21 protein-coding genes are annotated in these 25,390 nt (G+C 71.2%); 19 read left to right on the forward strand and 2 right to left on the reverse strand.

Annotation, left to right across the window (positions count from 1 at the left end):
- Positions 1 to 231 precede the first annotated feature (231 nt).
- From topA to ACTWPP_RS13785, 8 genes are all read left to right on the forward strand, one after another.
- Complete coding sequence (gene topA, locus ACTWPP_RS13750) at positions 232 to 2,940, forward strand: type I DNA topoisomerase (protein ID WP_443104623.1); 2,709 nt, start codon at positions 232 to 234, stop codon at positions 2,938 to 2,940.
- A gap of 28 nt (positions 2,941 to 2,968) precedes the next feature.
- Positions 2,969 to 5,041: a dTMP kinase gene (gene tmk / locus ACTWPP_RS13755; protein ID WP_443104624.1), complete on the forward strand. Its 2,073-nt coding sequence runs from the start codon at positions 2,969 to 2,971 to the stop codon at positions 5,039 to 5,041.
- Positions 5,042 to 5,060: 19 nt separating this feature from the next.
- The gene (locus ACTWPP_RS13760) at positions 5,061 to 6,203 is read left to right on the forward strand and encodes a DNA polymerase III subunit delta' (RefSeq protein WP_443104625.1); all 1,143 of its coding nucleotides are present in this window, start codon (positions 5,061 to 5,063) and stop codon (positions 6,201 to 6,203) included.
- Positions 6,204 to 6,495: 292 nt separating this feature from the next.
- Positions 6,496 to 8,043, forward strand: coding sequence for a S8 family peptidase (locus ACTWPP_RS13765; RefSeq protein ID WP_443104626.1), 1,548 nt, complete (start codon positions 6,496 to 6,498; stop codon positions 8,041 to 8,043).
- 137 nt (positions 8,044 to 8,180) lie between these two features.
- On the forward strand, positions 8,181 to 8,660 hold the full coding sequence (locus ACTWPP_RS13770) for a low molecular weight protein-tyrosine-phosphatase (protein WP_443104627.1): 480 nt from the start codon (positions 8,181 to 8,183) through the stop codon (positions 8,658 to 8,660).
- Between the two features lie 2 nt (positions 8,661 to 8,662).
- Positions 8,663 to 9,538 carry a fructosamine kinase family protein gene (locus ACTWPP_RS13775; protein WP_443104628.1) on the forward strand — a complete coding sequence of 292 codons (876 nt, stop codon included), beginning with the start codon at positions 8,663 to 8,665 and terminating at the stop codon, positions 9,536 to 9,538.
- Between the two features lie 139 nt (positions 9,539 to 9,677).
- Positions 9,678 to 10,682: a hypothetical protein gene (locus tag ACTWPP_RS13780; protein ID WP_443104629.1), complete on the forward strand. Its 1,005-nt coding sequence runs from the start codon at positions 9,678 to 9,680 to the stop codon at positions 10,680 to 10,682.
- Positions 10,683 to 10,748: 66 nt separating this feature from the next.
- A complete protein-coding gene (locus ACTWPP_RS13785) occupies positions 10,749 to 11,588 on the forward strand; it encodes a PSP1 domain-containing protein (RefSeq protein WP_443105100.1) in 840 nt (279 codons plus the stop codon).
- A 26-nt stretch (positions 11,589 to 11,614) separates the two neighbouring features.
- Here ACTWPP_RS13785 and ACTWPP_RS13790 read toward each other — a convergent pair whose 3' ends face one another.
- Entirely contained in the window at positions 11,615 to 12,238 is a 624-nt protein-coding gene (locus ACTWPP_RS13790; protein ID WP_443104630.1) for a TetR/AcrR family transcriptional regulator, read from the reverse strand.
- Positions 12,239 to 12,350: 112 nt separating this feature from the next.
- Here ACTWPP_RS13790 and ACTWPP_RS13795 point away from each other — a divergent pair, with 112 nt between their 5' ends.
- The 11 genes from ACTWPP_RS13795 (at position 12,351) to ACTWPP_RS13845 (ending at position 24,251) form a co-directional block, all read left to right on the forward strand.
- Positions 12,351 to 13,214, forward strand: coding sequence for an enoyl-CoA hydratase/isomerase family protein (locus ACTWPP_RS13795; RefSeq protein WP_443104631.1), 864 nt, complete (start codon positions 12,351 to 12,353; stop codon positions 13,212 to 13,214).
- Entirely contained in the window at positions 13,211 to 15,559 is a 2,349-nt protein-coding gene (locus ACTWPP_RS13800) for an NHL repeat-containing protein (protein WP_443104632.1), read from the forward strand. Before ACTWPP_RS13795 ends, ACTWPP_RS13800 begins: the two co-directional genes overlap by 4 nt.
- A 17-nt stretch (positions 15,560 to 15,576) precedes the next feature.
- Positions 15,577 to 17,388, forward strand: a complete 1,812-nt coding sequence (locus ACTWPP_RS13805) for an AMP-binding protein (RefSeq protein WP_443104633.1) — start codon at positions 15,577 to 15,579, stop codon at positions 17,386 to 17,388.
- Entirely contained in the window at positions 17,385 to 17,762 is a 378-nt protein-coding gene (locus ACTWPP_RS13810) for a hypothetical protein (RefSeq protein ID WP_443104634.1), read from the forward strand. The genes ACTWPP_RS13805 and ACTWPP_RS13810 overlap by 4 nt, the downstream gene beginning before the upstream one ends.
- Before the next feature lie 23 nt (positions 17,763 to 17,785).
- Entirely contained in the window at positions 17,786 to 18,949 is a 1,164-nt protein-coding gene (locus ACTWPP_RS13815; protein ID WP_443104635.1) for a substrate-binding domain-containing protein, read from the forward strand.
- The gene (locus tag ACTWPP_RS13820; protein ID WP_443104636.1) at positions 18,946 to 19,695 is read left to right on the forward strand and encodes an ABC transporter ATP-binding protein; all 750 of its coding nucleotides are present in this window, start codon (positions 18,946 to 18,948) and stop codon (positions 19,693 to 19,695) included. The genes ACTWPP_RS13815 and ACTWPP_RS13820 overlap by 4 nt, the downstream gene beginning before the upstream one ends.
- Complete coding sequence (locus ACTWPP_RS13825) at positions 19,695 to 20,390, forward strand: ABC transporter ATP-binding protein (protein ID WP_443104637.1); 696 nt, start codon at positions 19,695 to 19,697, stop codon at positions 20,388 to 20,390. The genes ACTWPP_RS13820 and ACTWPP_RS13825 overlap by 1 nt, the downstream gene beginning before the upstream one ends.
- Entirely contained in the window at positions 20,390 to 21,256 is an 867-nt protein-coding gene (locus tag ACTWPP_RS13830; protein WP_443104638.1) for a branched-chain amino acid ABC transporter permease, read from the forward strand. Before ACTWPP_RS13825 ends, ACTWPP_RS13830 begins: the two co-directional genes overlap by 1 nt.
- On the forward strand, positions 21,253 to 22,317 hold the full coding sequence (locus tag ACTWPP_RS13835; protein ID WP_443104639.1) for a branched-chain amino acid ABC transporter permease: 1,065 nt from the start codon (positions 21,253 to 21,255) through the stop codon (positions 22,315 to 22,317). Before ACTWPP_RS13830 ends, ACTWPP_RS13835 begins: the two co-directional genes overlap by 4 nt.
- Positions 22,314 to 23,321, forward strand: coding sequence for a 3-oxoacyl-ACP synthase (locus tag ACTWPP_RS13840; RefSeq protein ID WP_443104640.1), 1,008 nt, complete (start codon positions 22,314 to 22,316; stop codon positions 23,319 to 23,321). Before ACTWPP_RS13835 ends, ACTWPP_RS13840 begins: the two co-directional genes overlap by 4 nt.
- Positions 23,322 to 23,429: 108 nt before the next feature.
- Complete coding sequence (locus ACTWPP_RS13845) at positions 23,430 to 24,251, forward strand: GNAT family N-acetyltransferase (protein ID WP_443104641.1); 822 nt, start codon at positions 23,430 to 23,432, stop codon at positions 24,249 to 24,251.
- Positions 24,252 to 24,304: 53 nt separating this feature from the next.
- On the opposite strand, the gene ACTWPP_RS13850 is transcribed toward ACTWPP_RS13845, so the two are convergent.
- A complete protein-coding gene (locus ACTWPP_RS13850; RefSeq protein ID WP_443104642.1) occupies positions 24,305 to 25,387 on the reverse strand; it encodes a fatty acid desaturase family protein in 1,083 nt (360 codons plus the stop codon).
- Positions 25,388 to 25,390: the final 3 nt, after the last annotated feature.

Genomic DNA, 25,390 nt, shown 5'->3' on the forward strand with positions numbered 1-25,390 from the left:
CGGGGGCGCGGCACCGTTACGGTGGCGACCCGGTCCGCGCGGCGTCCGGCGGCATGTCATCCTGTCTGAGGCGCGCGGCGGTGAGAATCCCGTCCCGGGGCGGAGCGACGGTGGTGAGGCGGCGGAAGTGACCCGCGGGCATGAACGCGCCCTCATCTGACGTTGTAGCAAGCCGGTAGGTAAAGAGCCCGTGTAAGGCAAAAGGACCAAGACAGCGAGGTTGGAGCGACTGTGCCAGCCAAGAACGGCACCGCGAACAGTGGCCGGGGCAACGGCGCCGGTACCCGCCTGGTGATCGTCGAGTCGCCCGCGAAGGCGAAGACGATCGCGGGGTACCTGGGTCGTGGGTACATCGTGGAGTCCAGTATCGGCCATATCCGGGACCTCCCGGGCAGCGCCTCGGAGGTGCCGGCCAAGTACAAGGGCGAGTCGTGGGCCAAGCTCGGCGTGAACGTCGAGCACGAGTTCGAGCCGCTCTACGTGGTCAACGCCGACAAGCGGCAGCAGGTCCAGAAGCTCAAGAAGCTGCTCGCCGAGGCCGACGAGCTCTACCTCGCGACGGACGAGGACCGGGAGGGCGAGGCGATCGCCTGGCATCTCCAGGACGTCCTGAAGCCGAAGGTCCCCGTGCACCGGATGGTCTTCAACGAGATCACCAAGGACGCGATCCAGCGCGCCGCCGCGAACCCGCGGGAGCTGAACATGCGGCTGGTGGACGCGCAGGAGACGCGCCGCATCCTGGACCGCCTCTACGGGTACGAGGTCAGCCCCGTCCTGTGGAAGAAGGTCATGCCGAAGCTGTCGGCGGGCCGGGTGCAGTCGGTGGCGACGCGGCTGGTCGTGGAGCGGGAGCGGGAGCGGATCGCGTTCGTCCCGGCCCACTACTGGGACATCGCCGCGCAGTTCGACACGGGCAAGGACGAGGAGCCGAAGGCGTTCAAGGCCGGCCTGCTGTCCGTGGACGGCAAGCGGGTGGCGCAGGGCCGTGACTTCGCGTCGGACGGCACCCTCAAGGCGAGGGACGTGCTGCACCTGGACGAGGAGGCGGCGCGGGGCCTGGCGGAGCGGCTGCGGGGACGGCCGTACGAGGTCAAGTCCGTCGAGCGCAAGCCCTATACGCGCAAGCCGTATCCCCCGTTTCGGACGACGACCCTCCAGCAGGAGGCGAGCCGCAAGCTGAGCTTCTCCGCGAAGTACACGATGTCGGTGGCGCAGAAGCTGTACGAGAACGGCTTCATCACCTACATGCGCACCGACTCGATCACGCTGTCGGAGACGGCGATCACGGCGGCGCGGCGGCAGGCGGCGGCGCTGTTCGGCGGCGAGTACGTCCCGGACAAGCCGCGCGTCTACGCGTCCAAGGTGAAGAACGCGCAGGAGGCGCACGAGGCGATCCGCCCGGCGGGCGAGACGTTCCGCACGCCGGCGGAGACGGGCCTGTCCGGTGACCAGTTCCGCCTGTACGAGCTGATCTGGAAGCGGACGATCGCGTCGCAGATGAAGGACGCTGTCGGGCAGTCGGTGTCGATCCGCGTGACGGGCCTGTCGACGCGCGACGAGCGGGCCGAGTTCAACGCGACCGGTAAGACGATCACGTTCCACGGGTTCCTGAAGGCGTACGTGGAGAGCGCGGACGACCCGTCCACGGACCGCGACGACCAGGAGCGGCGGCTGCCGAACCTGGCGGAGGGCGACCCGCTGACCGCGAACAGCGTGGACGCGGAGGGCCACTCGACCCGCCCGCCGGCCCGCTACACCGAGGCGAGCCTGGTCAAGGAGCTGGAGGAGCGGGAGATCGGGCGCCCGTCGACCTATGCCTCGATCATCGGGACGATCCTGGCCCGCGAGTACGTGTTCAAGAAGGGCACGGCGCTGGTCCCGTCGTTCCTGGCGTTCGCCGTGGTCAACCTGCTGGAGCTGCACTTCGGCAACCTGGTCGACTACGACTTCACCGCCCACATGGAGGACGGTCTCGACGAGATCGCCCGCGGCGAGGCGGAGGGTGTCCGCTGGCTGACGCGCTTCTACTTCGGCGACAACGGTGAGGAAGGCCTGAAGGAGCTGGTCAGCGACATCGGCGACATCGACGCCAAGGGTGTCAGCTCCTTCCCGATCAAGGGCACCGACATCATGGTGCGCGTCGGGCGGTACGGGCCGTATCTCGACCGGGACGGCGAGCGGGTCAACATCCCCGACGACATCGCGCCGGACGAGCTGACCGCCGAGAAGGCCGAGGAGCTGTTCGCGCAGCCGTCCGGTGACCGGGAGCTCGGCACCGACCCGGAGACCGGCAACACGATCGTGGCGAAGTCCGGGCGGTTCGGCCCGTACGTCACCGAGATCCGTCCCGAGGCCGCGCCGCCGGCCGAGGGGGAGAAGAAGAAGCGGACGAAGAAGGCCGACGCCGCCAAGCCGCGCACCGGTTCGCTCTTCAAGTCGATGTCGCTCGACACGATCACGCTGGACGACGCGCTGAAGCTGCTGTCGCTGCCGCGGACGCTCGGTGAGCTGGACGGCGAGCCGGTGACCGCGCAGAACGGGCGGTTCGGCCCGTACATCAAGAGGGGCACCGACAGCCGTTCGCTGGGTTCGGAGGAGGACCTCTTCACCGTCACGCTGGAGCAGGCGAAGGAGCTGTTCGCGCAGCCGAAGCAGCGGGGGCGCCGTGCCGCGGCGGCCGCGCCGCTGCGGGAGCTGGGCAAGGACCCGTCGAGCGGGGAGCCGGTCGTGGTGAAGGAGGGGCGGTTCGGGCCGTACGTCACCGACGGTGAGACGAACGCGAGCCTGCGCAAGGGCGACGAGGTCGAGTCGATCACCATCCAGCGTGCGGCGGAGCTGCTCGCGGAGCGGCGTGAGAAGGTGGCCGCGAGTGGTGGGAAGAAGAAGACGGCGAAGAAGACCACAACGCGTCGCCGAACCTCCGCAAAGTCCGGCTCCTAGGGACATCCACGCCGATACCCTGACCGACATGACCAGAACGGGCGCACCCCGGCCGCACCCCGCAGCTCCACCGCCGCCGGGCGTTACGTCGCATTCGTCGATCGGGCCGTTGCGGCGGCTGCGGTTCGCACTGTCGCTGTCCGGCCTCGGCCTGTGGCTCGCCGTCCCGGCGCTGTCCGCGATGGCCATGACGCTGACCGGCGATGACGACGCGGCCACGCGTGCGCAGGCGGTCGGCGGCGTGCTCGCGTCGATGCTGCTGCCGGCGGTGCTGCTCGCACCGCTCGGCGGCATGCTCGCCGCCCGCGCCGACCGCCGGCTGATGCTGATCATCGCCGATGTGCTGCGGCTGGTGGTCGTCGTGACGGTGCCGCTCGTGAACACGCTGCCGTGGACGTTCGCCGCCGCGTTCCTCGTCGCCTGCCTGAGCCTGGTGTGGACGCCGGCGGCGCGTGCCGCGCTGCCCGCGGTGGTGCCGGACGAGGATCTGCGCGCCGCCGCCCGCCGCTCGGCGACCCGCGTCCTGTTCGGCCCGGCGCCGGTCGCGGCGCTGCTGTTCGCCGTCCTCGCCCTGATCGCGGGCGGGACGCTCGGCCGCGATTCCCGCGCCGACCTCGCCCTGTACGTGACCGCCGCCGCGTTCCTCGCCTCGGCCGCCGCCGTCGCGATGATCCGCGAGATCCCGGCGACCTGGTCGGCCCCCGTCCCCGCACCGCTGAAGTCGATCTTCCAGGGGCCGGGGACGGCCGCCGCGCGCGGTATCGGCATCGCCGTCGCCGCGGCGTCCCTGACGGCGGGCGCGGTCGTCGCCGTCGCCCGGGTGCACACCGGCGGGCTGGACGGCGGGGACGCCGGCTACGGCAGTGTCCTCGCCGGTCTCACGGTGGGGCTCGGCTTCGGGGCGTTCCTCGGGCCGCGCGCCCTCGTCCCGTTCAGCCGCCGCAGGCTCCTCGGCCTCGCGGTGGTCGCCGCCGCGCTCGCGCTGATCGTCATCGCCCTCGTGCAGAACCTCGTCGTCGTCGTGTTCATGACCGGGTTCCTCGGGATGTTCGCCGGGGCCGCCTGGTCGAACGGCATCGCCGCGCTCACCGACCCGGACGCGCCGGAGGACACCCGCCCGTCCGCCTACCTGCGGTCGGTCGCCCTCGTCACCGCGGTGGTCGTGTTCGCCGCGGTCCCGCTGATCGCCGGTGCGGCCGGCTCGCACCGCCTCGAACTCGGCGGCGGCGTCTACGACATCGACGGTTCGGGCATCGGGCTGCTCGTCGCGGCCGTCCTCGCCCTGCTGACGAGCCTCGTCGCGTACAGGAGGCTGGACGACCGGCGCGGCATCCCCCTCGTCCCCGACCTGCGCGCCGCGCTGCGCGGCGAGATCTACACGCCGCCGGAGCAGGCCGCCGCGCTGCCGCAGCGGCCCGCCCGCCGCGAACGCGGCGTGTTCATCGCGTTCGAGGGCGGTGAGGGCGCCGGGAAGACCACCCAGGCGCGGCTGGCGGCGATCTGGCTCCGCGACCACGGCTACGACGTCGTCACCACGCACGAGCCCGGCGCCACCAAGATCGGAATGCGGCTGCGCGCGATGCTGCTGGACCGCGACACCACCGGCCTGTCCGACCGCGCCGAGACCCTGCTGTACGCCGCCGACCGCGCCGACCACGTCGCCAACGTCATCAAGCCCGCGATGGACCGCGGCGCGATCGTGGTCAGCGACCGGTACGTCGACTCGTCCCTCGCCTACCAGGGCTTCGGGCGGCAGCAGGCGGTGGAGGACATCGCCCGCGTGAACGCGTGGGCCACCGGCGGCCTCGTCCCCGACCTGACGGTCCTGATGGAGGTGCCGCCGCAGACGGGCCTCCGCCGGCTGTCGGCCCCCGCCGACCGCATCGAGTCGGAGTCGCAGGACTTCCACGAGCGCGTCCGCGCCGGTTTCCGCGCCCTCGCCGAGGCCGACCCGGACCGCTACCTGATCGTGGACGCGGGCCGCCCGCAGGGCGAGCTGAGCCGCGAGATCCAGTACCGCATCCGCGAGATCCTCCCCGACCCCGTCCCGGCCGGCACCGAGGACGCCACGAGCACCTTCCCGGCCATCAGGGACTTCTGACCCGGCTAGCCTCTTTGCCATGAGCGTGTGGGATGACCTGGTCGGGCAGGAACCCGTCGTCGCCGAGTTGTCGTCGGCCGCGGAGGGCACGGGCGGCGGCCTGGCGCACGCGTGGCTGTTCACGGGGCCGCCGGGGGCGGGGCGGTCCGTCGCGGCGCGGGCGTTCGCGGCGGCGCTGCAGTGCGAGGAGACGCCGCGCGGCTGCGGGCACTGCGCGTCCTGCCACCAGGTTCTCCGGGGCACGCACGCGGACGTGGAGGTCGTCCGCCCGGCGGGCCTGTCGTACGGGGTGAGGGAGACCCGCGCGCTGGTGCTGCGGGCGGCGTCGTCGCCGAGCATGGGCCGCTGGCAGGTCGTGCTGTTCGAGGACGCCGACCGGGCGACGGAGGCGGCGGCGAACGCGCTGCTGAAGGCGATCGAGGAGCCCCCGGCGCGGACGGTGTGGCTGCTGTGCACGCCGTCGCCGGACGACCTGCTGGTGACGATCAGGTCGCGGTGCCGGCTGGTGACGCTGCGGACCCCGCCGATCGACGCGGTCGTGGACGTCCTCGTCCTGCGGGACGGCGTGGACCGGGACACTGCCGAGGTGGTGGCGCGGGCCGCGCAGGGGCACATCAGCCGGGCGCGGCGGCTGGCGACCGACCCGGAGGCGTGGCGGCGCCGGGAGGCGGTGATGGCGGTCCCGCGCCGGCTGACGTCGGTGGGCCCAGCGGTGACGGCGGCGGACGCGCTGGTCAAGGCGGCCGAGGCGGAGGCGAAGACGCAGGCGGAGGAGCTGAACGAGACGGAGACGTCCACGCTGCGGCAGGCGCTCGGTGAGAGCGCCAAGGGGCGGATGCCGCGGGGGACGGCGGGGGCGCTCAAGGACCTGGAGGACCGGCAGAAGTCGCGGGCGACGCGGGTCAAGCGCGATGCCCTGGACCGGACGCTGCTCGACCTGGCGTCCTACTACCGGGACGTGCTGACGCTTCAGCTCGGGGCGGGCGGCGACCTCGTGAACACCGATCTGGGTCCCGAGCTGCGGACGGCGGCGGCGAGCGGACGTCCCGAGGACACGCTCAGGCGGCTGGACGCGATCATGGCGTGCCGGGAGCGGCTGGACGTGAACGTCAACCCCCTGCTGGCCGTGGAGGCGCTCACCCTAGCCCTGCGCACCGGGTGATCAGCGGCCTTACAAGAGCTCTCCCCATTCGTTACAAATCCGTACACGACTCTCAATGTGAACGCGAGTAACGTCGCCTGGCTGATCAACAACCGACCGGGCTATCCCCCCAACGGCCAGGAGGTCTGCTTTGCGGCGAGCCTTGATTTCCGCCGCGTGCGCCGTCACCACCGTGACGGCCCTCGCGTTCCCAGCATCAGCGGCTCCGAATCCGGCGCCCGCGAAGGGTGAGGTGTCGGAATACGTCGTCCTTTACAAGGAGGGCGTCTCACTAGGCAGAGCTCACCACGCGGTGAGAGAGGCCGGAGGCAAGATCGTCCACGAGAACCGTGACGTGGGCGTCGCGACCGTCCGTTCGGACAATCCGGAGTTCGTCCGCGCGGTGATGCGCGAAAGGGCCCTGGAGGGCGCCGCGCACAACCGCGTCATCGGCAAGGCGCCGAAGAAACCGAAGAAGAAGGCCGCGAAGGTCGAGGAGACCGTCGGCACCAAGGCCACGGTGTCCCTCACCGGTAAGCCGTCCAAGGACACCGAGCCGCTCGCCGACCTCCAGTGGGACATGAAGCAGATCCACGCGACGGCGGACGGCTCGTACAAGAAGGAGCCCGGCGACAAGCGGGTGCTCGTCGGAATCCTCGACACGGGCGTGGACGGCGACCACCCCGACATCAAGGCGAACTTCAACCGCAGGCTCAGCCGCAACTTCACCCGCGACATCCCGACGGACGCCAACGGGAACGAGGTCGACGGGCCCTGCGAGTTCAAGTCGTGCGTCGACCCCAACGACTGGGACGACAACGACCACGGCACGCACGTCGCGTCCACGATCGCGTCGCCCCGCAACGGGCTCGGCATGGCGGGCGTCGCCCCGAACGTGTCGATCGTCAACCTGCGCGTCGGGCAGGACTCCGGCTACTTCTTCCTGCAGCCGACCGTCGACGGCCTCACGTACGCGGCCAAGCGCGGCATCGACGTCGTCAACATGAGCTACTACGTGGACCCGTGGTTGTGGAACTGCGGCAACAACCCGGCCGACAGCCCCGAGAACCAGCTGGAGCAGCGCACCATCATCAAGGCCACGCAGCGCGCGCTGGACTTCGCGCACGAGCGGGGCGTCACGCTGATCGCCGCCGCCGGCAACGACTTCGTCGACTACACCAAGACGAACACCGACTCCGGCAGCCCCGACTTCCCGTCCGTGCCGGGCGAGGAGCCCTACGAGCGGACGATCCCGGCGAGCTGCGTGTCGATGCCGTCCGAGGGCGACCACGTCATCCCGGTGTCGTCGACGGGCCCGAGCGGCCGCAAGTCGTACTACAGCAGCTTCGGCGACGGCTACGTCGCGGTGGCGGCGCCCGGCGGCGACAAGGTCGACACCCCCGACCAGCGTCCGGACGACCGCGCCGGCATCTGGGCCGCCTACCCCGAGCGGCTCGCGAAGGACCGCGGTGAGCTGAACGCCGACGGGACGCCGAACGTGCCGTACCTGATCCGCAGCTGCAAGGGCGACGACTGCGCCTACTACCAGTCGATCCAGGGCACCTCGATGGCGTCACCGCACGCCGTCGGCGTCGCCGCGCTCATCGTCAGCAAGTACGGGCACAGGGACCGGCGCAACGGCGGTCTCACCATGAGCCCGCGCCACGTGGAGCACGTCCTGCGCGGCACCGCCACCGCCAAGGAATGCCCGAGCCCCCGGACCGTCGAGTACGTCTGGTACCGCCAGACGGACGGCGAGTGGGTGAAGCAGACCTCGACGCAGACCTGTGAAGGCTCGAAGGAGCGGAACGGGTTCTTCGGCAACGGCATCGTGGACGCGCTGAACGCCGTCCAGCGCTGACCCACCCCAGGGCGCGGCCCCCGACCGGCGACGGTCGGGGGCCGCGTTTCCGTGGGGTCGTCAGGTCGCAGGGGTTGGGAGGTCGCGGGGTTGCGAGGTCGTGGTCGCGAGGTCGTGGGGTCGGCCATCATGGAGGCATGTCGTACCGAGTCACGTTCGTCTGCACCGGCAACATCTGCCGCTCGCCGATGGCCGAATGGGTCCTGCGCCACCACGTCGAGGAGGAGGGCCTGGACGTCGAGGTCGACAGTTCGGGCACCGGAAACTGGCATGTGGGCGATGACGCCGACTCCCGGACCGTCGAGACGCTGCGGCGGGCGGGCTACCGGTCCGCGCACGTCGCCCGGCAGTTCGAGGAGGGCTGGTTCGGCCGCTACGACCTGATCCTGGCGCTGGACGAGGGGCACCTGCGGGCGCTGCGGTCGATGGCGCCGGACGAGGAGGCCCGCGCCAAGATCAGGCTGCTGCGCGAGTTCGACCCGGACGCGGGCCCCGACCTGGACGTCCCCGACCCCTACTACGGCGGCCTCGACGGTTTCGACATCGTCCTGGAGCAGGTGGAGGCGGCCATGCCGCGCCTTGTGGAGGAGATCCGCACCGCGCTCAAGGTCGGCTGAGCGTGGTGCGGGACAGGCTTGAGCGGCTGCTCGGAACGCGGGTCGACGGCCTGAGCGACCTCGGCTCCAGCCATGCGTGGACGCTGCACCGGGCGTCGCTGGCCGACGGCCGCGAGGTGTTCGTGAAGGCGGCGTCCGCGTCGCCGCGGAGGGACGGCGCGGCCGCCTCCGAGGCGGGCGTGTTCGCGGCGGAGGCGGCGGGGCTGCGCTGGCTGGGCGAGGCGGGCCCCGGAACACCCGTCCCCGACGTCGTCGCGGCCGACGACCACATGCTCGTCCTGCCGTGGCTGCCGTCCGCGTCGCCCGCCCCATCCACCGCCGAACGTCTCGGAAGCGAACTGGCCGCCCTGCACACCGGTGCCCGCCCGCCGTCCTACGGGGCGTCCTGGGACGGTTTCATCGCCGACCTCCCGCTCGACAACACCCCGGACGGCCGCGACTGGCCCCGCTGGTACGCCGAGCGCCGCCTCGAACCGTTCCTGCGGCTCGGCGCCCGCCACCTGTCGCCCGGGGACGTCCGCCTCATCGAGCGGGTGATGGCGGACGTCGAGGCGCTCGCCGGTCCACCGGAGCCGCCGAGCCGCATCCACGGCGACCTGTGGTCGGGCAACGTCCTGTGGACCGGCGACCGGGCGATGCTCATCGACCCGGCGGCGCACGGCGGCCACCGCGAGACCGACCTGGCGATGATGGCGCTGTTCGGGACGCCGCTCCTCGATCGGGTCCTCGCCGCGTACGACGAGGCCGCGCCGCTGGCCGCCGGGTGGCGTGCGCGGGTCGCGTTGCACCAGTTGCATCCCCTTCTTGTGCATGTGGCACTCTTCGGTGGGTCGTATCGTGCTTCCCTGGTGGAGGCCGCTCGGGCGGCGCTCGGCTGACGCCGCCCCCCGGCTGGCGGCCTGTGGCTCCGCCGCAATGTGGTAACTCCGCATTCATGGATGTTCGAGCGATGTGGATGAGGTAGAAACGACGGGTCACGGGTCACGGACAACGGAAGGGCAGGTGTAGGGCGACCCCATGGACGACAGGCGCGAGGACCCACCCCGCGGGACGATTCTCGGCTCTTGGAGGGGCCTCGTCCCGATCGGCGTCGCCGCCGCCGCCGCGCTGTTCATCGGCGGAGGCGTGGACGTCGTGCACCGCCAGCAGCGCGCCGACGAGAAGCCGCACGAGGCCCAGCCCGCCGCGGAGGCCAAGAGGACCGAGCCCCGGTTCGTCGTCGGCGTCACCGCGTCCGGCACCGCGCTCATCGTCCGCGACATCCACACCGGCGCCGACGTCGGCCTTCCCGTCGCCGCGCCGCAGGGCCGCCGGTTCCACCGCGTCGCGGCGGTCAAGGACGGCTCGTACATCGTCGCGTCCTACGCCGACCGCGAGGTGACGTTCCAGCGCCTCCACCTGGACGAGGACGGACGCCCCAAGGACCTTCAGGACCTGCCGAAGGCCACCGTCCCGGGCGTGTCCACCAAGTGGTCGGAACTCGCCGCGAGCGCGGACGGCGGCACCATCGCCTACGTCACCTACAAGGGCGCCCGCAGCCGCGTGGACGTCGTCTCCGCGGCCACCGGAACCCACAAGGTGTGGACGACGCAGGCGTCCGGCCGTGTCGGCAGCCTCTCGTGGTCCGGCGCCACGCTCTCGTTCGTCTGGAGCTCCGTCCGGTCGGTGGGCGGCGACCTCAAGGAGACCGACCACCAGGTCCGGACGCTCGACACCGGCGGCGCCGCAGGCGACCTGAAGCTGAGCAAGGCCGTCCTGAACCTCCCCAAGGGCACCACCACCGCGATCCTGTCCGGCAAGAGGATCGTCGCCGGCGTCGTGAAGGACTCCCAGCTGTCCCTCCAGGCGTACACCCTGGCGGGCGAGCCCGCCGAGGTCCTGTGGCGGCAGAAGGTGAAGGGCGAACTGACCGGCCTCGACACCGCCCACACGGGCAAGCGGGTCCTGGCGACCGCCGGTGACCTCTACACGCAGGGCGTTCCCGCCGTCCCCGGGGAGGACCTCGCCGACGCCGCCTGGTGAGCCACCTTGCCCGGACGGCCTAGAGTGGGTCGCACGAAACCGGGCGAACGGAGCGAAACCGTGGGCATGGTGATGGCAGTCAGCTTCACCCGGTACGGCCGCCTCTACTACCTCGATCCAGGTCCGCACACCCCGCAGGTCGGCGACAAGGTCCTCGTCCCCACCGACTCCGGCCCCGAGGTCGCCGAGTGCGTGTGGGCGCCGCAGTGGGTCTCCGACGACATCGGCGGCCTCCCCGAATGCGCCGGCCCCGCCACCGACGAGCACCTCGCCCGCGACGAGGCCAACCGCCGCCGCCGCGCCGAGGGCCGCGCGATCGCCAAGCGCCTCATCCGCAAACACGAACTCCCGATGAAGGTCATCGGCGTCGACTACCTCGACACCGACAACGTCTTCAAGATCTACTTCACGGCCCCGCACCGGGTCGACTTCCGTGCCCTCGTCCGCGACCTGGCCCGCGGCATCAAGGCCCGCGTCGAGCTGCGTCAGGTCGGCCCCCGCGACGAGGCGCGCCTCCAGGGCGGCATCGGCCCGTGCGGCCGCGACCTGTGCTGCGCCACGTTCCTCAAGGACTTCGAGCCCGTCTCCGTCCGCATGGCGAAGGAACAGGACCTCCCCGTCAACCCTCTCCGCATCGCCGGTGCGTGCGGCCGCCTGATGTGCTGCCTCAAGTACGAGCACCCGCTCTACGTGAAGGCGCACGAGAGGATGCCGGCCCTGGGCTCCCGCGTGGACACCCCGAACGGCCCCGGCCAGGTCGTGGGACGCAACGTCCCCTCGGACAAGGTCACCGTCCGCCTCAACAGCGGCGGCCGCTGCTCCTGCCCCTCCGCCTCGGTCTGCTCGCCCCGCCGTCAGCACGACGCCCTCTACAACAACGGCGAGGACGACGGCGACGCGGTCTGACCGCCGCACGCGGGGAGCGAGCGGAGCTAGCGAGGCAGAAGGCCCCGGGTGATGAACCCGTACATCTGCTCGAACACCTCGGGCGGGACCTCGCGCGGTTCCGGCCCGTCCCACAGGATCCAGCGCATCCCGATCAGCTCACCGACCCCCATCAGCGCCCAGGCGAGCACCTCCGGATCGGCCTCGACCACGTCGCCGTCGGCCATGGCCTCGCGGAGCCCCGCGATGTAGCCCTCGGCGATCTTGGCGTAGTGCTCGTGGAGCGCGGCGGGGGAGACGAACTCGGCCTGCCGGATGATCCGGTACAGGGCCGGATGTTCGGCGGTGAACCGGAAGAACGCCGCGAACCCGAGCCGCTCGCTCTCCGCCCGGGTGGTGCCCTGCGCGGACGCCTCGTGCATCGCGCGCCGGACCCGGCGGTTCAGATCGCCGACGAGCTCGTCGAAGATCTCCTGTTTGCTCTCGAAGTAGATGTAGAAGGTGCCCTGTGAGACCTGGGCGGCCTCGGTGAGCTTGACGATCGAGGCGTCGTAGTAGCCCAGCTCGGCGAAGACCCGCTCGGCGGCGTCGAGCAGCTTGCGGCGGGTGCGCTCGCCCCGGCTGGACAGCGGCGTGCCCCGGGCGCTGGTGGGTGTCTCGACGGCGCTCATGACTTCAAGATAACAGGTGAATCACCTCTCATTCCACCCTTGACGGGCTGACCCGCGGCTGCGTACCTTCCAGGTGACTCAGGTCTCATGTTCGGCTCAGAAGGGCAGGTCGATGCTGGTCAGAACGGAGTTGGCCGCCGGGGTGGCGACCATCACCCTGGACCGCCCGCGGCGGCACAACAGCCTCGTCCCGCAGCTGCTGACCGATCTCCTCACGGTGATCGAGGGCCTCCCGGACGAGACGCGCGCGGTGGTGCTGGCGGCCGAGGGCCGCTCGTTCTCCACCGGCGGCGACGTCCGCGCCTTCGCCGAACACGCCGGGCTGCCCCTGGGTGGACGACCCCCGGCACCCCCCGGGTCGCTCCGCTCCGCCGGGTCGCCTGTGGGGGGGCGACCCCCCACGCCCCCCGAAGCGCTCCGCGCCATAGAAGCGGGCGACAAGGCGCTCGCGGAGTACGCAGAGGAGATCGTCGGCCTGCTCAACCGGGCCGTCCTCGCCCTGCTGCGCCTGGAGATCCCCACGGTCGCGGCCGTGCACGGCCCCGTGACGGGCGGTTCCCTCGGCCTGGTCCTGGCCACCGACATCGTGCTGGTCGGTCCCGAGGCCACCTTCGCCCCCTGGTACACCGTGGTCGGGTTCGGCCCGGACGGCGGCTGGACCGCCCTGCTGCCCGAACGCATCGGACGCGCCCGCGCCGCCGCCGTCCAGCTCCTCAACGAGACGATCGACGCCCGCACCGCCGTCGACTGGGGCCTGGCCCACCGCCTCCACGACGACGTCCGCCGGGCGGCCCGCGACACGGCCGCCGAGCTCACCGGCCGCCGCGCCGCCGCCGTCGCCAAACGCCTCCTCGCCCCCGACCTGGACGCCGTCGCGGCCCGGCTGGAAACCGAACGCCGCGCCTTCGTCCGCCAGGTCACCACCCCCGAATCCCGCGAAGGCATGATCGCGTTCCTCAACGGAGGCCCGGCATGAAACGACGATGGTCCGCGGTCCTCGCGGCACCGGTTCTGACCGCGACCCTGCTGGCCGCCCCCGCGGAGGCGGACACCGTGATCACCTTCGCCGACGAGGACCGCGGCGCCGAGCTGACCGGCCAGGTTCCGCACCAGCGGTACCAGTTCAACACCCCGACCACCGTCACCACCGACCGCGACTCCGTCACCGGCGACCCGGCCGACGCCCGCGTCTACGTCGCGGACATGGGCAACCACATCATCCGGGTGCACGACATGGACGGCCGCGCCATCGGCGCGCTCGACGACGGTGACACCGCCCTGGCCCCCGACAGCCCCGCCGCCTCCGTCCCGGAGATCGCCGCGCCGATCGGCCTGTACTTCCTGTCCAAGAGCGAGGCCGCCGACGACCGACTGGCCGGCTTGTACGTCAACGACGCGGGCGTGCACCGGCTCCACTTCTTCCGCACCGACCCCGCCGACCCCGGCGCGTTCCGGTACGTCACCTCCTTCGGCCAGGAGGGCACCGGCGGCGGCGACGACCTCAAGCTGCCCCGCAACATGGCGGTGACGCCGGACGGGCTCCTCTACGTCTCCGACGAGTTCAACCACCGCGTGAAGGGCTTCCGGATCGACCCGGCCACGTGGAACCTGACACCGGTCGCCACCGTCGGCTCCAAGGGCGGCCCGATCCTGCCCGGCCGGGACAAGGACTACGGCACCGACTCCGTCCACTACGACGACTACGCCGGGCAGCCGCTCAAGCGCGACGGTTTCCGCATCCCGCAGGGCATGACGTACTGGCGCTCACCCGACGGCTCGCGCACCTACCTCTACGTCTGCGACCAGGGCAACAACCGCATCAAGGTCTTCGAGGTGGGCGCGGACGGCGGCCTCACCCTCGTCGACATCCTCGGCCGTTTCACCGACGACGGCGGGACCGAGCACCTCAAGCGGCCCCGGGGCGTCCGCACCGACCGCGCCGGCAACCTCTACGTCGCCGACACCTTCGCGGGACGCATCGTCCGCTTCCCCAACCTGGGCACCAGCACCGCCTCCTACCGCGCGAGCCTCAGCAGCGACGCGGAGGCGTCCTGGACCTACGGCAGGCTCGGCATCCACCAGGTCGAGATCCGGCTGCCCGCCACCAAGCTGACCGAGGACGAGGCGTTCCAGCTCCCCAACGACGTCGTCCCGGTCGAGAAGCCCGACGGCACCCGCGTCACCGAGGACATCTGGGCCTGGGGCACCTTCTACGCGGGCGCCCGCGTCCTCCTCGTCAGCGACTCCGGCAACCACCGCATCAAGAAATGCTGGGAGCATCCCACCCGTCAGGAGATCCTGCGCTGCTCGGTGTCGGACGGTGTGGGCGGCGAGTCCGACCACGAGTTCTGGGGCCATCCCCGGACGCTCTCCGGCCAGCTGCACGCCGCGGGCGCGCTCGACGTCCTGCCCGGCAGCCCGGAGACGCTGCTGGTCAGCGACACCCCCAACACCGTCGTCTACAAGTACGGCCTGGACGGCACCTACCGGGGAGAGTTCGCGGACGTCTCGTACGGTGTCACCGGTCTCAGCGTCTTCGGCGGCCAGGTCGCCGTCCTCGTCGCCGGCGACGCCGCCCTGCCGTGGCCGTACACCGGTGACAGCTCGCTGCGCATCTATGACTCGGCGGGCAACCAGCAGCACGTCTTCAACCTCTCCTACCGGACCTCCGGTGCCTCCGACATCAGCTTCACCGGCGGCAACTATCCCCAGGCCGTGGACGTCGACGGCTCCGCCGTCTACATCACCGCGACCGGCGGCCACCTGTACCGCTTCAATCTGAGCGGCGGGTCCCTCAGCCTCGGCTGGGTGAGGGGCGGCCCCGACCCGGCCAAGGGCACCGACGACGCCCCCGGGCCCAACTTCTACGGCGAGGGCGCCGACGGCACGTTCGACCAGATCCAGGACGTCACCGCCGGCGGCGGCCGCGTCTACGCCGTGGACCGCCGCAACCAGCGCGTCCAGGTCTTCAACGCCTCCTCCGGCGCCTACATCGGCAAGATCGGCCAGGGCGGCGGCACCTACGACCACCCCGACGCCATCACCGCCGGCGAGCTGTTCCTCCCGGTCGGCATCAGCCTGGACGCCGGCGGGCTGCTGATCGGGGACGGCTTCAACATGGTCGCCCGCTCCTACGCCGACCCCACCGGCGTGAACCCCGACGCGAACGGGCAGATCAAACCGGCGTTCCTCGACCACTGGGTGGACCCGCATCTGGGCACCCGTCCCGGCGGCCTGTTCGCCGCCCAGCACGTGGTGAGGTCCGGATCGTCCGTCTTCGTCGACTCGCTGATCTCCAACCGGATCACCCGAATCCAGTGAGGACCTGGAAAACGACCATGAGAGTGCCTGACCTGATAGCCGCCCGCGCCGGGCTCGACCCGGACGCGATCGCCCTGGTCGACACGTTGAGCGGCCGCGAGTTCTCCTACGGCGAGGCGGCCGGCCGGGTGTCCCGGACGGCCTGGCGGCTGCGCGACGACCTCGGTGTGCGCGCCGGGGACCGGGTCGCGGTGCTGTCGGGCAACCGGGTCGAGATCATCGAGCTGCTGCTGGCCTGCGGCCGGATCGGCGCGCTGCTCGTCCCGCTGAACTGGCGGCTCCCGGTTCCCGAGCTCGCCCAGATCACCGCCGACTGCTCGCCGTCCCTGCTGGTCGGCGATGACGTGCACGCGGCCGCCGCGCGGGGGCTCGACGCAAAGGCGGTCGCGATCGACACCTTCGCCGCCGCGTCCGGCGAGGTCGGGCCTGACGGCTTCCGCGACGAGAGCGACCCGTGGTACCTGCTCTACACGTCCGGTACCACGGGACGTCCCAAGGGCGTGATCCAGACCTTCGGCATGGCCGTCGTCAACCACCTCAACATCGGCACCGCGATCGGTCTCATGGGCACCGACACCACGCTCAACGGGCTGCCGTTCTTCCACACCGGCGGCATCAACCTCTACACCCTGCCGACCCTGCTGGCCGGCGGCACCGCGATGATCCAGCACGAGTTCGACCCCGCGCAGGTGTTGCACGCGCTCTCCGCCCGGGTGACGGCGTTCTTCGGCGTCCCCACCATGTACCAGCTCCTCCACCAGCACGAGGACTTCGGACGCACCGACCTGTCCGGGGTCCGCTCGTGGGCCTGCGGCGGCGCGCCGATGCCGGTGCCGCTGCTCACCGCCCTCGCCGGACGCGGCATCACGGTCCGGCAGGGCATGGGCATGACCGAGACCGGCCCGACCGTGTTCCTGGTCGACGAGCGCAACGCGCTCAGCAAGGCGGGGACGGTCGGCCGCCCGCAGCCGTTCGTCGAGGTCACCCTCGACAGCGGAGCCGAAGCCGGCGCGGGCGGCGGGCGCGGCGCGGACGAGGGCGAACTGCTGATCCGCGGCCCCGGCGTCACCCCCGGCTACTGGAACCAGCCGGAGCTGACCCGCCGGTCCTTCACCGAGGACGGCTGGCTGCGGTCGGGCGACATCGCCCGCCGCGACGCCGACGGCGACTTCACGATCGTCGACCGGGTGAAGGACATGTACATCTCCGGCGGCGAGAACGTCTACCCCGCGGAGGTCGAGGCGGTCCTGTACGGCCACCCGGCCGTCGCCGAGGTCGCCGTCGTGGGCGTCCCCGACGAACGCTGGGGCGAGGTGGGCAAGGCCGTCATCGTCCCGGAAGGCGACACGGCCCCGGACGCCGACGAGATCCGTGCGTACTGCCGTGAGCACCTGGCCGGATACAAGGTCCCCAAGCACGTGGAGTTCGTCCCCGAGCTCCCGCGCAACGCCACCGGGAAGATCGTCAAGAGCCGCCTGCGCCCGGTGACCTGGCGCGAGGAGTTCACCGTCACCCAGGACGACTTCACCCGCTTCGCCGAGCTGAGCGGCGACGACAACCCGATCCACGTGGACCCGGTCTACGCCGCGACGACCACGTTCGGCGGCACCGTCGCGCACGGCATGTACCTGTACTCCCTGATCCGCACCGCGATCCGGCGCCACCACCCGGACGCCGCGTTCGCCACCACCTCGCTCGTCTTCCCCGCCCCCACCCGGGCCGGCGAGCGGATCACCATCGCCGCCGCCGCGCTGGACCGGGCCGTCACCATCACCGTGACCCGGACCGACGGCACCACCGTCTGCGAGTTCCAAGGAGAGCTGACGTGACGACCTGGTGGGACACCGCCACCGGCCGCCGGGCCGAGATCAGCCGCGTGTTCACCGCCGCCGACCTCGCCGGATACACCGAACTGACCGGCGGCGCACCCGAGACCGGCACCGTCCCCGAACCGCTGATCGCGGGCCTGTTCTCCACGCTGCTCGGCACCGACCTGCCGGGCAACGGAACCATGTACCTCAAGCAGGATCTGCGTTTCGCATCCCGGGCGAGGCCCGGCGAGCAGATCCACGCCGCCGTGACGATCAGCGCAGTCCGCCCCGAGAAGGCGCTGGTCAACCTGCACGCCGTCGCCACCGCCGGCGGCCGTGTCCTGTGCGAGGGCGAGGCGCTCGTGATGGCCCGCCAATTCCCCACCGAGTGAGTTTCAGCCAAAAAGGAGCCCCCATGAGAAGGCGTGGATTCGCGCTGGCCGCCGCGCTGGCGATGACAGTGACCGGAACCCTGAGCGGCTGCGCGAGCGGCACGTCCGCCGAGTCCGACGGCGCGGTCAAGGTCGGGCTGGTGACCTCCACCAGCGGGCTGGTCGCCGCGTACGGCAAGCAGTTCACCGAGGGCTTCAAGGCCGGGCTGAACCACGCGACCGACGGCACCGGCGAGGCCGGCGGCACCAAGATCGAGGTCACCTACCACGACGACGCGAGCGACCCGGCGAAGGCGACCGCCACCGCCACCGACCTCATCGGCAAGGGATACAAGATCATTACCGGGTCGGTGTCGTCCGGTGTCGCGACCCAGCTCGCCCCGCTCGCCGACCAGAACAAGATCCTGTTCATCAGCGGCGCCGCCGCCGCCGACACCATCACCGGCGTCAACGACCACACGTTCCGGTCCGGCCGGCAGACCTGGCAGGACGTGAAGACCGCCGAGTCCTTCCTCGGCACCGTCAAGGGCAAGACGGTCATGGTCTTCGCCCAGGACTACGCGTTCGGCAAGGCCAACGTCGCCGCCGTCGAGGCCGTCCTCGGCAAGGCGGGCGGCGCGACCGTCAAGCCGGTTCTGGTGCCGCTGAAGACCACCGACTTCACCCCGTTCGCCCGGCAGGTCATCGACGCCGAGCCGGACCTGCTGTTCGTCGCGTGGGCCGGTGACACCGCCGCCAACATGTGGCGGACCCTCGCGCAGCAGAAGGTCTTCGACTCCACCAAGGTCGTCACCGGGCTGGCCGACCGCGCCACGTTCGACACCTTCGGCCCGGCCGCCGACAAGATCAACTTCCTGGCGCACTACTTCGCCGAGGCCACCGACAACGCGCCCGCCAAGGCGATGGCCAAGGAGCTCGGCGCCACCCCCGACATCTTCCACAACGACGGCTTCACCGCCGCGCAGATGGTCGTCCGCGCGGTCGAGCAGGGCGCCGACGTCCCCAAGATGATCAAGGGGCTGGAGGGCTGGTCGTTCACCAACCCCAAGGGCGAGGTCACCGTCCGCCCGCAGGACCACGCGCTGCTCCAGCCGATGTTCCAGGCCGGGCTGTCGGGAACGACGCCCGAGCTGGTCGGCACCCTGTCGCCGGAGAAGGTGGCCCCGCCCGTCTCGGGGGCCAAGTGAGCGTCCTGCGCACCCACGGGCTGGGCGTCTCGATCGGCGGCGTCCAGATCCTGCGGGACGTCTCGCTGGAGGTCAGGCCCAAGGAGATCATGGCCGTCCTGGGGCCCAACGGCGCCGGCAAGACGACCCTGTTCAACCTGCTCACGGGCCTGCGCAAACCCACCGAGGGACGGGTCGAGCTGGACGGCCGGGACGTCACCCGCGTCCCGGTCTTCCGGCGGGCCCGGCTCGGCCTGGCCCGCAGCTTCCAGATCACCAGCCTGTTCCCCAGCCTGACCGTGCTGGAGAACGTGCGGCTCGCGGCCCAGGCGCACCGCGGCGGCAGCCTCGCCCTGTGGCGCCGCGTCACCGGCGCCGACGCCGCGGTGGACGAGGCGCGCGAGGCACTGGAACTCGTCGGCATCGCCGACCGTGCCGGTGACCTCGCCGCGTCCCTGTCCCACGGCGGCAAACGCAAGCTGGAGGTCGCGCTGGCCATCGTCGGCAAGCCGCTGGTGCTGCTGCTGGACGAGCCGACCGCCGGGATGAGCGCCGAGGACGTCCCCGAGCTGACCGCCGTCATCGGGTCGGTCCGCGACACCCTCGGCACCACGATCGTGCTGGTCGAGCACCGGATGGACGTCGTCGTCGGGCTCGCCGACCGGATGGCCGTCATGCACCACGGCACCCTGCTGGCCTGCGACGAGCCCGGCGCCGTGATGGCCGACCCCGTCGTCCAGTCCGCCTACCTGGGGGAGGAACTGTGATGCTCCAGGTGAAGGACCTCGACGTGCACCTGGGCGAGTCGCACGTGCTGCAGGGCGTCTCGTTCGGGGTGCGCGAGGGCGGTGTCACCGCGCTGCTCGGCCGCAACGGCGTCGGCAAGACCACCACGATGCGGGGCCTGCTCGGCCTCGTCCCGCGCCGGGGCTCGGTCTCGCTGGAAGGCGAGGAGACGGTCGCGCTGCCGACCCACGAGGTCGTCCAGCGCGGCGTCGGCTACGTCCCCGAGGACCGCGAGGTGTTCGCCGGCCTCACCGTCGCCGAGAACCTCCGCCTGGCCGAACGGCCCGGCACCCCGCACCACTACGACCTGGTGTACGAGCTCTTCCCGAGACTGCGCGAACGCCTCACCCAGCGCGCCGGGACGATGTCGGGCGGCGAGCAGCAGATGCTCGCGCTGGCCCGCGCGCTGCTCAACGACAACCGGCTCCTGCTGATCGACGAGCCCAGCCAGGGGCTCGCCCCGCACCTGGTCACCGAGCTGGCCGAGGCCCTCACCAAGGCCGCCGAGCTGGTCACGATCCTGCTCGTCGAGCAGAACCTCACGCTGGTGCGGCGGCTCGCCCGCGACGCCGTGGTCCTCGACCAGGGCCGGGTCGTGTGGTCCGGCGAGGCGGCCGAACTGCTGGGCGACCCCGACCGCACCCGCGCCTACCTCGGTGTGGGGGTGGCCCGCTGATGTCCACGTTCGTGCTGCTCACCATCACCGGACTCGGCCTGGCCGCGCTGTACTTCCTGGTCGCCTCCGGGCTGTCGCTGATCTTCGGCCTGATGGACGTGCTGAACTTCGCGCACGGCGCGTTCCTCACCCTCGGCGGCTACGCCGCCTGGGTCGTCGTGGACGCCACCGGAAGCTTCACCCTCGGGGTCCTGGTGTCGATGGCGTTCTGCGCGCTGCTCGCCGCCATCATGGAGATCACCCTCCTGCGCCGGCTGTACGGCTCGCACGTCCCGCAGGTCCTGCTCACCGTCGGCATCCTGCTGGCCGTCACCGCCCTCGTCCGCTCCGCCTTCGGCTCCGACGCTCGCACGCTGACCACACCGCACTGGATGAACCAGGTCACCGAGGTGCTCGGCGCACCCGTCCCCAACAACCGGTTCCTCATCATCGCCGTCGCGATCGGCGTCTACGCCGGCATGTCGGCGTTCCTCGCCCGCACCCGCTACGGCCTGGTCATCCGGGCCGGGGTCGAGAACCGCGCGATGGTGACCGCGCTCGGCATCGACGTCCGCCGCTCGTTCACCCTCGTGTTCGCCTTCGGCGGGGCCCTCGCCGCGCTCGCGGGCGCGTTCACCGGCGCGATCAACAACGTGGTCTCGCCCGGCCAGGGCACCAGCCTGCTGATCTTCGCGTTCATCGTCGTGATCATCGGCGGGCTCGGCTCGTTCCGCGGCTGCGCGCTGGCCGCCGTGCTCGTCGGGCTGCTCCAGCAGTACGCCAACTTCTACGGACTCGTCGGCGCCGGCGACCTGATCGTCGTGCTGCTGCTGGCCGGTGTGCTCCTCATCCGCCCGCAGGGCCTGCTAGGGAGGGCCACCGCATGACAGGCACGAACCTCGACGGACTCATGACCAAGGTCCGCCCGCGAACCGTACCCGCCCGCACCACGCGTCCCCTGGTCATCATCGCGGTGCTCGTACTGGCGGTCTCCCTGCCGCGGCTCAGGATCCAGATCCCGCTCCTGTTCGACGGCGGCTTCAACTCGCCCGGCGTGCTGCACCTGCTCTCGCTGATGTTCGTGATGGCCACCGTCGCGATCACCTACGACCTGCTGTTCGGCTACACCGGACTGCTGTCCTTCGGCCACGGCCTGTACGTCGCGCTCGGCATGTACACCACCGCCATCGTGCTGGCCGAAACCGAACTGGGCCTCGCCGGCGTCCTCGCCTGGACGGTCGTCGCGGGCCTGGTCCTGCCACTCGTCCTGTCGGCGATCTGCCTGCGCGTCGGCGGGATCGCGTTCGCGATGGCCACACTCGCGTTCGCGCAGGCCGGCGCCATCTTCGTGGTGCGCGACCCGATGGACTTCTCCGGCGGCGAACTGGGTCTCGCCCTCACCTACGACCACCTCCCCGCATCGCTCGTCGGCGTCGTCAACGCCCCCAACCGCTACTGGATGGCCCTCGGCCTGCTCGTCGTGACCGCCGCCGCCCTCCGCTGGGCGCTCGCGTCCCGTCCCGGCAAGGTCTGGCAGGCGATCCGCGACAACGAGAACCGGGTGGCGGTGCTGGGCCTGCGCCCCTACACCTACAAGCTGATGGCCTGCGTCCTGGCCTCGTTCTTCGCCACCCTCGCCGGGATGGCCTACGCGCTCATCTCCGGCGGCGCGCACGCCGAGGTCACCGACGCCACCTTCACCCTCGGCCTCCTGGTGATGGTGGTGCTGGGCGGCTCCGGACGGCCGTACGGCGCGCTCATCGGCGGTCTCGTCTACACCTACCTCGACCACCGGCTCGGCGAGCTGTCCACGGGCCTCGGCGGGCCGCTGAGCGAACCGATGTTCGTCCTCGGCACCATCTTCGTGGTGCTGGTCCTGTTCCTCCCCGGCGGACTGGCGTCCCTCACCGTCCCGGCCCGCCTGACCCGTAAGAAGGGCGCAGCGTGACGATCAGCATCGCGGGCACCGCGAGCTACCTGCCCGAACGCTGGATGACCGCGGCCGAGATCGCCGCCGCGAGCGCCATCCCGGAAGAGGTGATCACCGAACGGTTCGGGCTGCGCGGCAAGCACATCGCGGCGCCGGACGAACACGTCAGCGACATGTCCGCCACGGTGGGCGCCCGCGTCCTGGAGGAAACGGGCACGGACCCCGCCGACGTCGACGCGGTCGTCTACTTCGGGTCCACCTGGAAGGACCATCCGGTCTGGCACGCCGCACCCCGCATCGCCCAACTCCTCGGGACGAACCGCGCGTTCGCCCTGGAGCTGGACTATGTCTCCTGCGGTACCCCCGTCGCTCTCCGCGTCTGCCGAGCGCTCATGCTCGCCGAACCGCGCCTCACCAAGGTGCTGGCCGTGGCCGCGTCCCGCGAGTCGTCGCTCCTCGACTACGCCAACAAGCGCTCCCGCTTCGCCTTCGGCTTCGGCGACGGCGCCGCCGCCGTGCTGCTCACTCGGGAAGGCGGCGTCGCCGACATCCTGGAGACCGAGATGATCACCGACGGCTCGTTCGCCGACCAGGTCCGCGTCCCCGCCGGCGGCAGCGCCGAACCGACCGGCCACGCGACGATCCGCGCCGGCCGCCACATGCTCGACGTCGCCGATCCGTCTGCCATGAAGGAAGGTCTGGACAAGGTCTCCCTCCCCAACTTCCTCCAGGTCGCCGAAGGCGCCCTCAAACGCTCCGGCTACGCGCTCCACGACATCGCCCAACTCTGCGTCCTGCACATGAAACGCTCGATGCACGAGGGTCTGCTCTCGGTCCTTGGGGTCCCGCTGGACCACGCCCCCTACCTGGACGACACCGGCCATATGAGCGGCGTCGACTCCCTCCTGTCCCTCGACCGGGCGTCCCGCGCGGGGCGCCTCAAGCCCGGCGACATCGCCCTCCTCCTGGCCGCCGGAACCGGCTACACCTGGGCCGCCACCACCGTCCGCTGGACGGGCTGAACCTCTTTCCGGCGGTCCCATTGACCGGGGAACCCCGGGCCAGTGCTGCGGTGGCCCGCTCATAAACACGTTGTGGGTGCGGCGGGGGGCGGCCTAGCGTCGCGTCTCATGGACGGGGACGTGCGGCTGCTCGGAATCGACGACCTTGGCGCCTGCCAGCGGCTCGCCGAGGATCGCGAGTGGGGCCGGGAGGACCACAAGTGGCGTTTCCTGTTCGCGGTCGGCGACGTCTACGGCGTTGAGGACGGCAACGGCGAACTCGCGGCGGCGGCCGTGTGCACCCCGTACGGAGAGGACGTCGCGGCCATCAGCATGGTGCTGGTCGCCAAGCGTTTCGAACGGCGTGGCCTGGGCGGACGGCTGATGCGGCATGCGATGGACAACGCGGGGACGGCGAGCATCTGCCTGACCGCCACGGAGTACGGGCGTCCCCTGTACGAGCGCCTGGGTTTCCGTTCCGTGGGGCTGTGCACGACGTATAAGGGCGTATCGGCTGGGCCGTCCGGGCGCGGCGTGTCCGTGCTGGTAGAGGCAACTGACATGGCCGCCGTCCACGCGCTCGATACCGAAGTGTTCGGCGCCGACCGCTCGCGTTTGGTCGACGGCCTGCCTTCGTTCTGCGAGACGCTACGGGTCGTCCGGGACGAGACCGGCATCGTGGGCTACGGCGGTGCGTGGAGGAACGACGCCGAGGCCGTCGTCGGACCCGTCATCGCGCAGGACGCCGAAACCGCGCTCACGCTGGTGGACGAGGTCGTCCCCGAAGGGCCGATACGGGTCGACGTCGACCACCGGCATCCCGAGCTGACCGCCTGGGCCGGGGAGCACGGCCTCCGACCCGCGTTCACCACGACGGTCATGGAGTACGGCGACCCCATCGCGAACGACCCGTCGCGCCTCTTCCTTCCCGTGGCGCAGGCCCTCGGCTGACCACCCCCGCCAGGGCCGCGCGGCGCGGACGCCCGAACCGGCGCCCACCCCGCTCAGGTGGTCTTCGGGCCCGGCTTCCCGCCGGGCAGCGCGTACCGGAAGATCTTCTTCCAGGTGCCGGTGACCTGCTTGGACAGCGAACCCGTGTGGTACGGCAGGTCGTACTTCTCGCACAGCGCCCGGATGCGCGGGGCGATCTCGGCATAGCGGTTGCTCGGCAGGTCGGGGAACAGATGGTGCTCGATCTGGTGGCTGAGGTTGCCGGTCATCAGGTGGAACAGGCTCCCGCCCGAGATATCGGCCGAACCGCGGAGCTGCCGGACGTACCACTCGCCCTTCGTCTCACCGTCCAGCAGCTCCTCCTCGAACACCTCGACGTCCCCGGGGAAATGCCCACAGAAGATGATCATGTGAGCCCAGACGTTGCGGACGACGTTCGCGGTGAAGTTCGCGGCCAGCGTGGAGACGAACTGCGGGCCGGTGAGCAGCGGGAACGCCAGATAGTCCTTGCCCCACTGGCGGCGGACCTTGCGCCCGATCGCGCGCAGCTTCTCCTTGGTCACGTCCTCGTCGTGCTCACCCGCCCGGATCCTGTCGACCTCCAGGTCGTGCACCGCGACGCCGTACTCGAAGAACATCGCGAGCAGCAGGTTGTAGAGCGGCTGCCCGATGTGGGCGGGACTCCAGGGCTGCTCCGGCGCGACGCGCAGGATGCCGTAACCGACGTCGTTGTCCTTGCCGATGACGTTGGTGAACGTGTGGTGGATGAAGTTGTGGGAGTGTTTCCACTGGTCGGCGGGGGAGACGTTGTCCCACTCCCACGTCGTCGAGTGGATCTTCGGGTCGCGCATCCAGTCCCACTGGCCGTGCATGACGTTGTGCCCGATCTCCATGTTCTCCAGGATCTTCGCGACGGCGAGCGTCGCGGTTCCGGCGACCCAGGCGGGCGGCAACGACGACGCCATCAGCATCGCCCGGCCACCGATCTCCAGGCCGCGCTGCCAGCGGATCACCCGGTGGATGTAGGACGCGTCCCGTTCACCGAGGTCGGCGGTGATCTCTTCGCGGAGCGCGTCCAGTTCGCGCGCGATGGCCTCGTAGTCGCCGGCCGTCAGATGGGCGGTCGTGATCGTCATCGT

The organism is Actinomadura sp. 3N407 (assembly GCF_052245875.1).
Lineage (GTDB): Bacteria > Actinomycetota > Actinomycetes > Streptosporangiales > Streptosporangiaceae > Spirillospora.

Excerpts from the sequence above, each read along its gene's own strand:
- ACTWPP_RS13830 (WP_443104638.1), top strand. The coding sequence starts at position 20,390 with ATGTCCACGTTCGTGCTGCTCACCATCACCGGACTCGGCCTGGCCGCG.
- ACTWPP_RS13850 (WP_443104642.1), bottom strand. The coding sequence starts at position 25,387 with ATGACGATCACGACCGCCCATCTGACGGCCGGCGACTACGAGGCCATC.
- tmk (WP_443104624.1), top strand. The coding sequence starts at position 2,969 with ATGACCAGAACGGGCGCACCCCGGCCGCACCCCGCAGCTCCACCGCCG.
- ACTWPP_RS13795 (WP_443104631.1), top strand. The coding sequence starts at position 12,351 with ATGCTGGTCAGAACGGAGTTGGCCGCCGGGGTGGCGACCATCACCCTG.
- ACTWPP_RS13805 (WP_443104633.1), top strand. The coding sequence starts at position 15,577 with ATGAGAGTGCCTGACCTGATAGCCGCCCGCGCCGGGCTCGACCCGGAC.
- ACTWPP_RS13815 (WP_443104635.1), top strand. The coding sequence starts at position 17,786 with ATGAGAAGGCGTGGATTCGCGCTGGCCGCCGCGCTGGCGATGACAGTG.
- ACTWPP_RS13780 (WP_443104629.1), top strand. The coding sequence starts at position 9,678 with ATGGACGACAGGCGCGAGGACCCACCCCGCGGGACGATTCTCGGCTCT.
- ACTWPP_RS13835 (WP_443104639.1), top strand. The coding sequence starts at position 21,253 with ATGACAGGCACGAACCTCGACGGACTCATGACCAAGGTCCGCCCGCGA.
- ACTWPP_RS13770 (WP_443104627.1), top strand. The coding sequence starts at position 8,181 with ATGTCGTACCGAGTCACGTTCGTCTGCACCGGCAACATCTGCCGCTCG.
- ACTWPP_RS13845 (WP_443104641.1), top strand. The coding sequence starts at position 23,430 with ATGGACGGGGACGTGCGGCTGCTCGGAATCGACGACCTTGGCGCCTGC.
- ACTWPP_RS13825 (WP_443104637.1), top strand. The coding sequence starts at position 19,695 with ATGCTCCAGGTGAAGGACCTCGACGTGCACCTGGGCGAGTCGCACGTG.
- ACTWPP_RS13760 (WP_443104625.1), top strand. The coding sequence starts at position 5,061 with ATGAGCGTGTGGGATGACCTGGTCGGGCAGGAACCCGTCGTCGCCGAG.
- ACTWPP_RS13800 (WP_443104632.1), top strand. The coding sequence starts at position 13,211 with ATGAAACGACGATGGTCCGCGGTCCTCGCGGCACCGGTTCTGACCGCG.
- ACTWPP_RS13785 (WP_443105100.1), top strand. The coding sequence starts at position 10,749 with ATGGTGATGGCAGTCAGCTTCACCCGGTACGGCCGCCTCTACTACCTC.
- ACTWPP_RS13790 (WP_443104630.1), bottom strand. The coding sequence starts at position 12,238 with ATGAGCGCCGTCGAGACACCCACCAGCGCCCGGGGCACGCCGCTGTCC.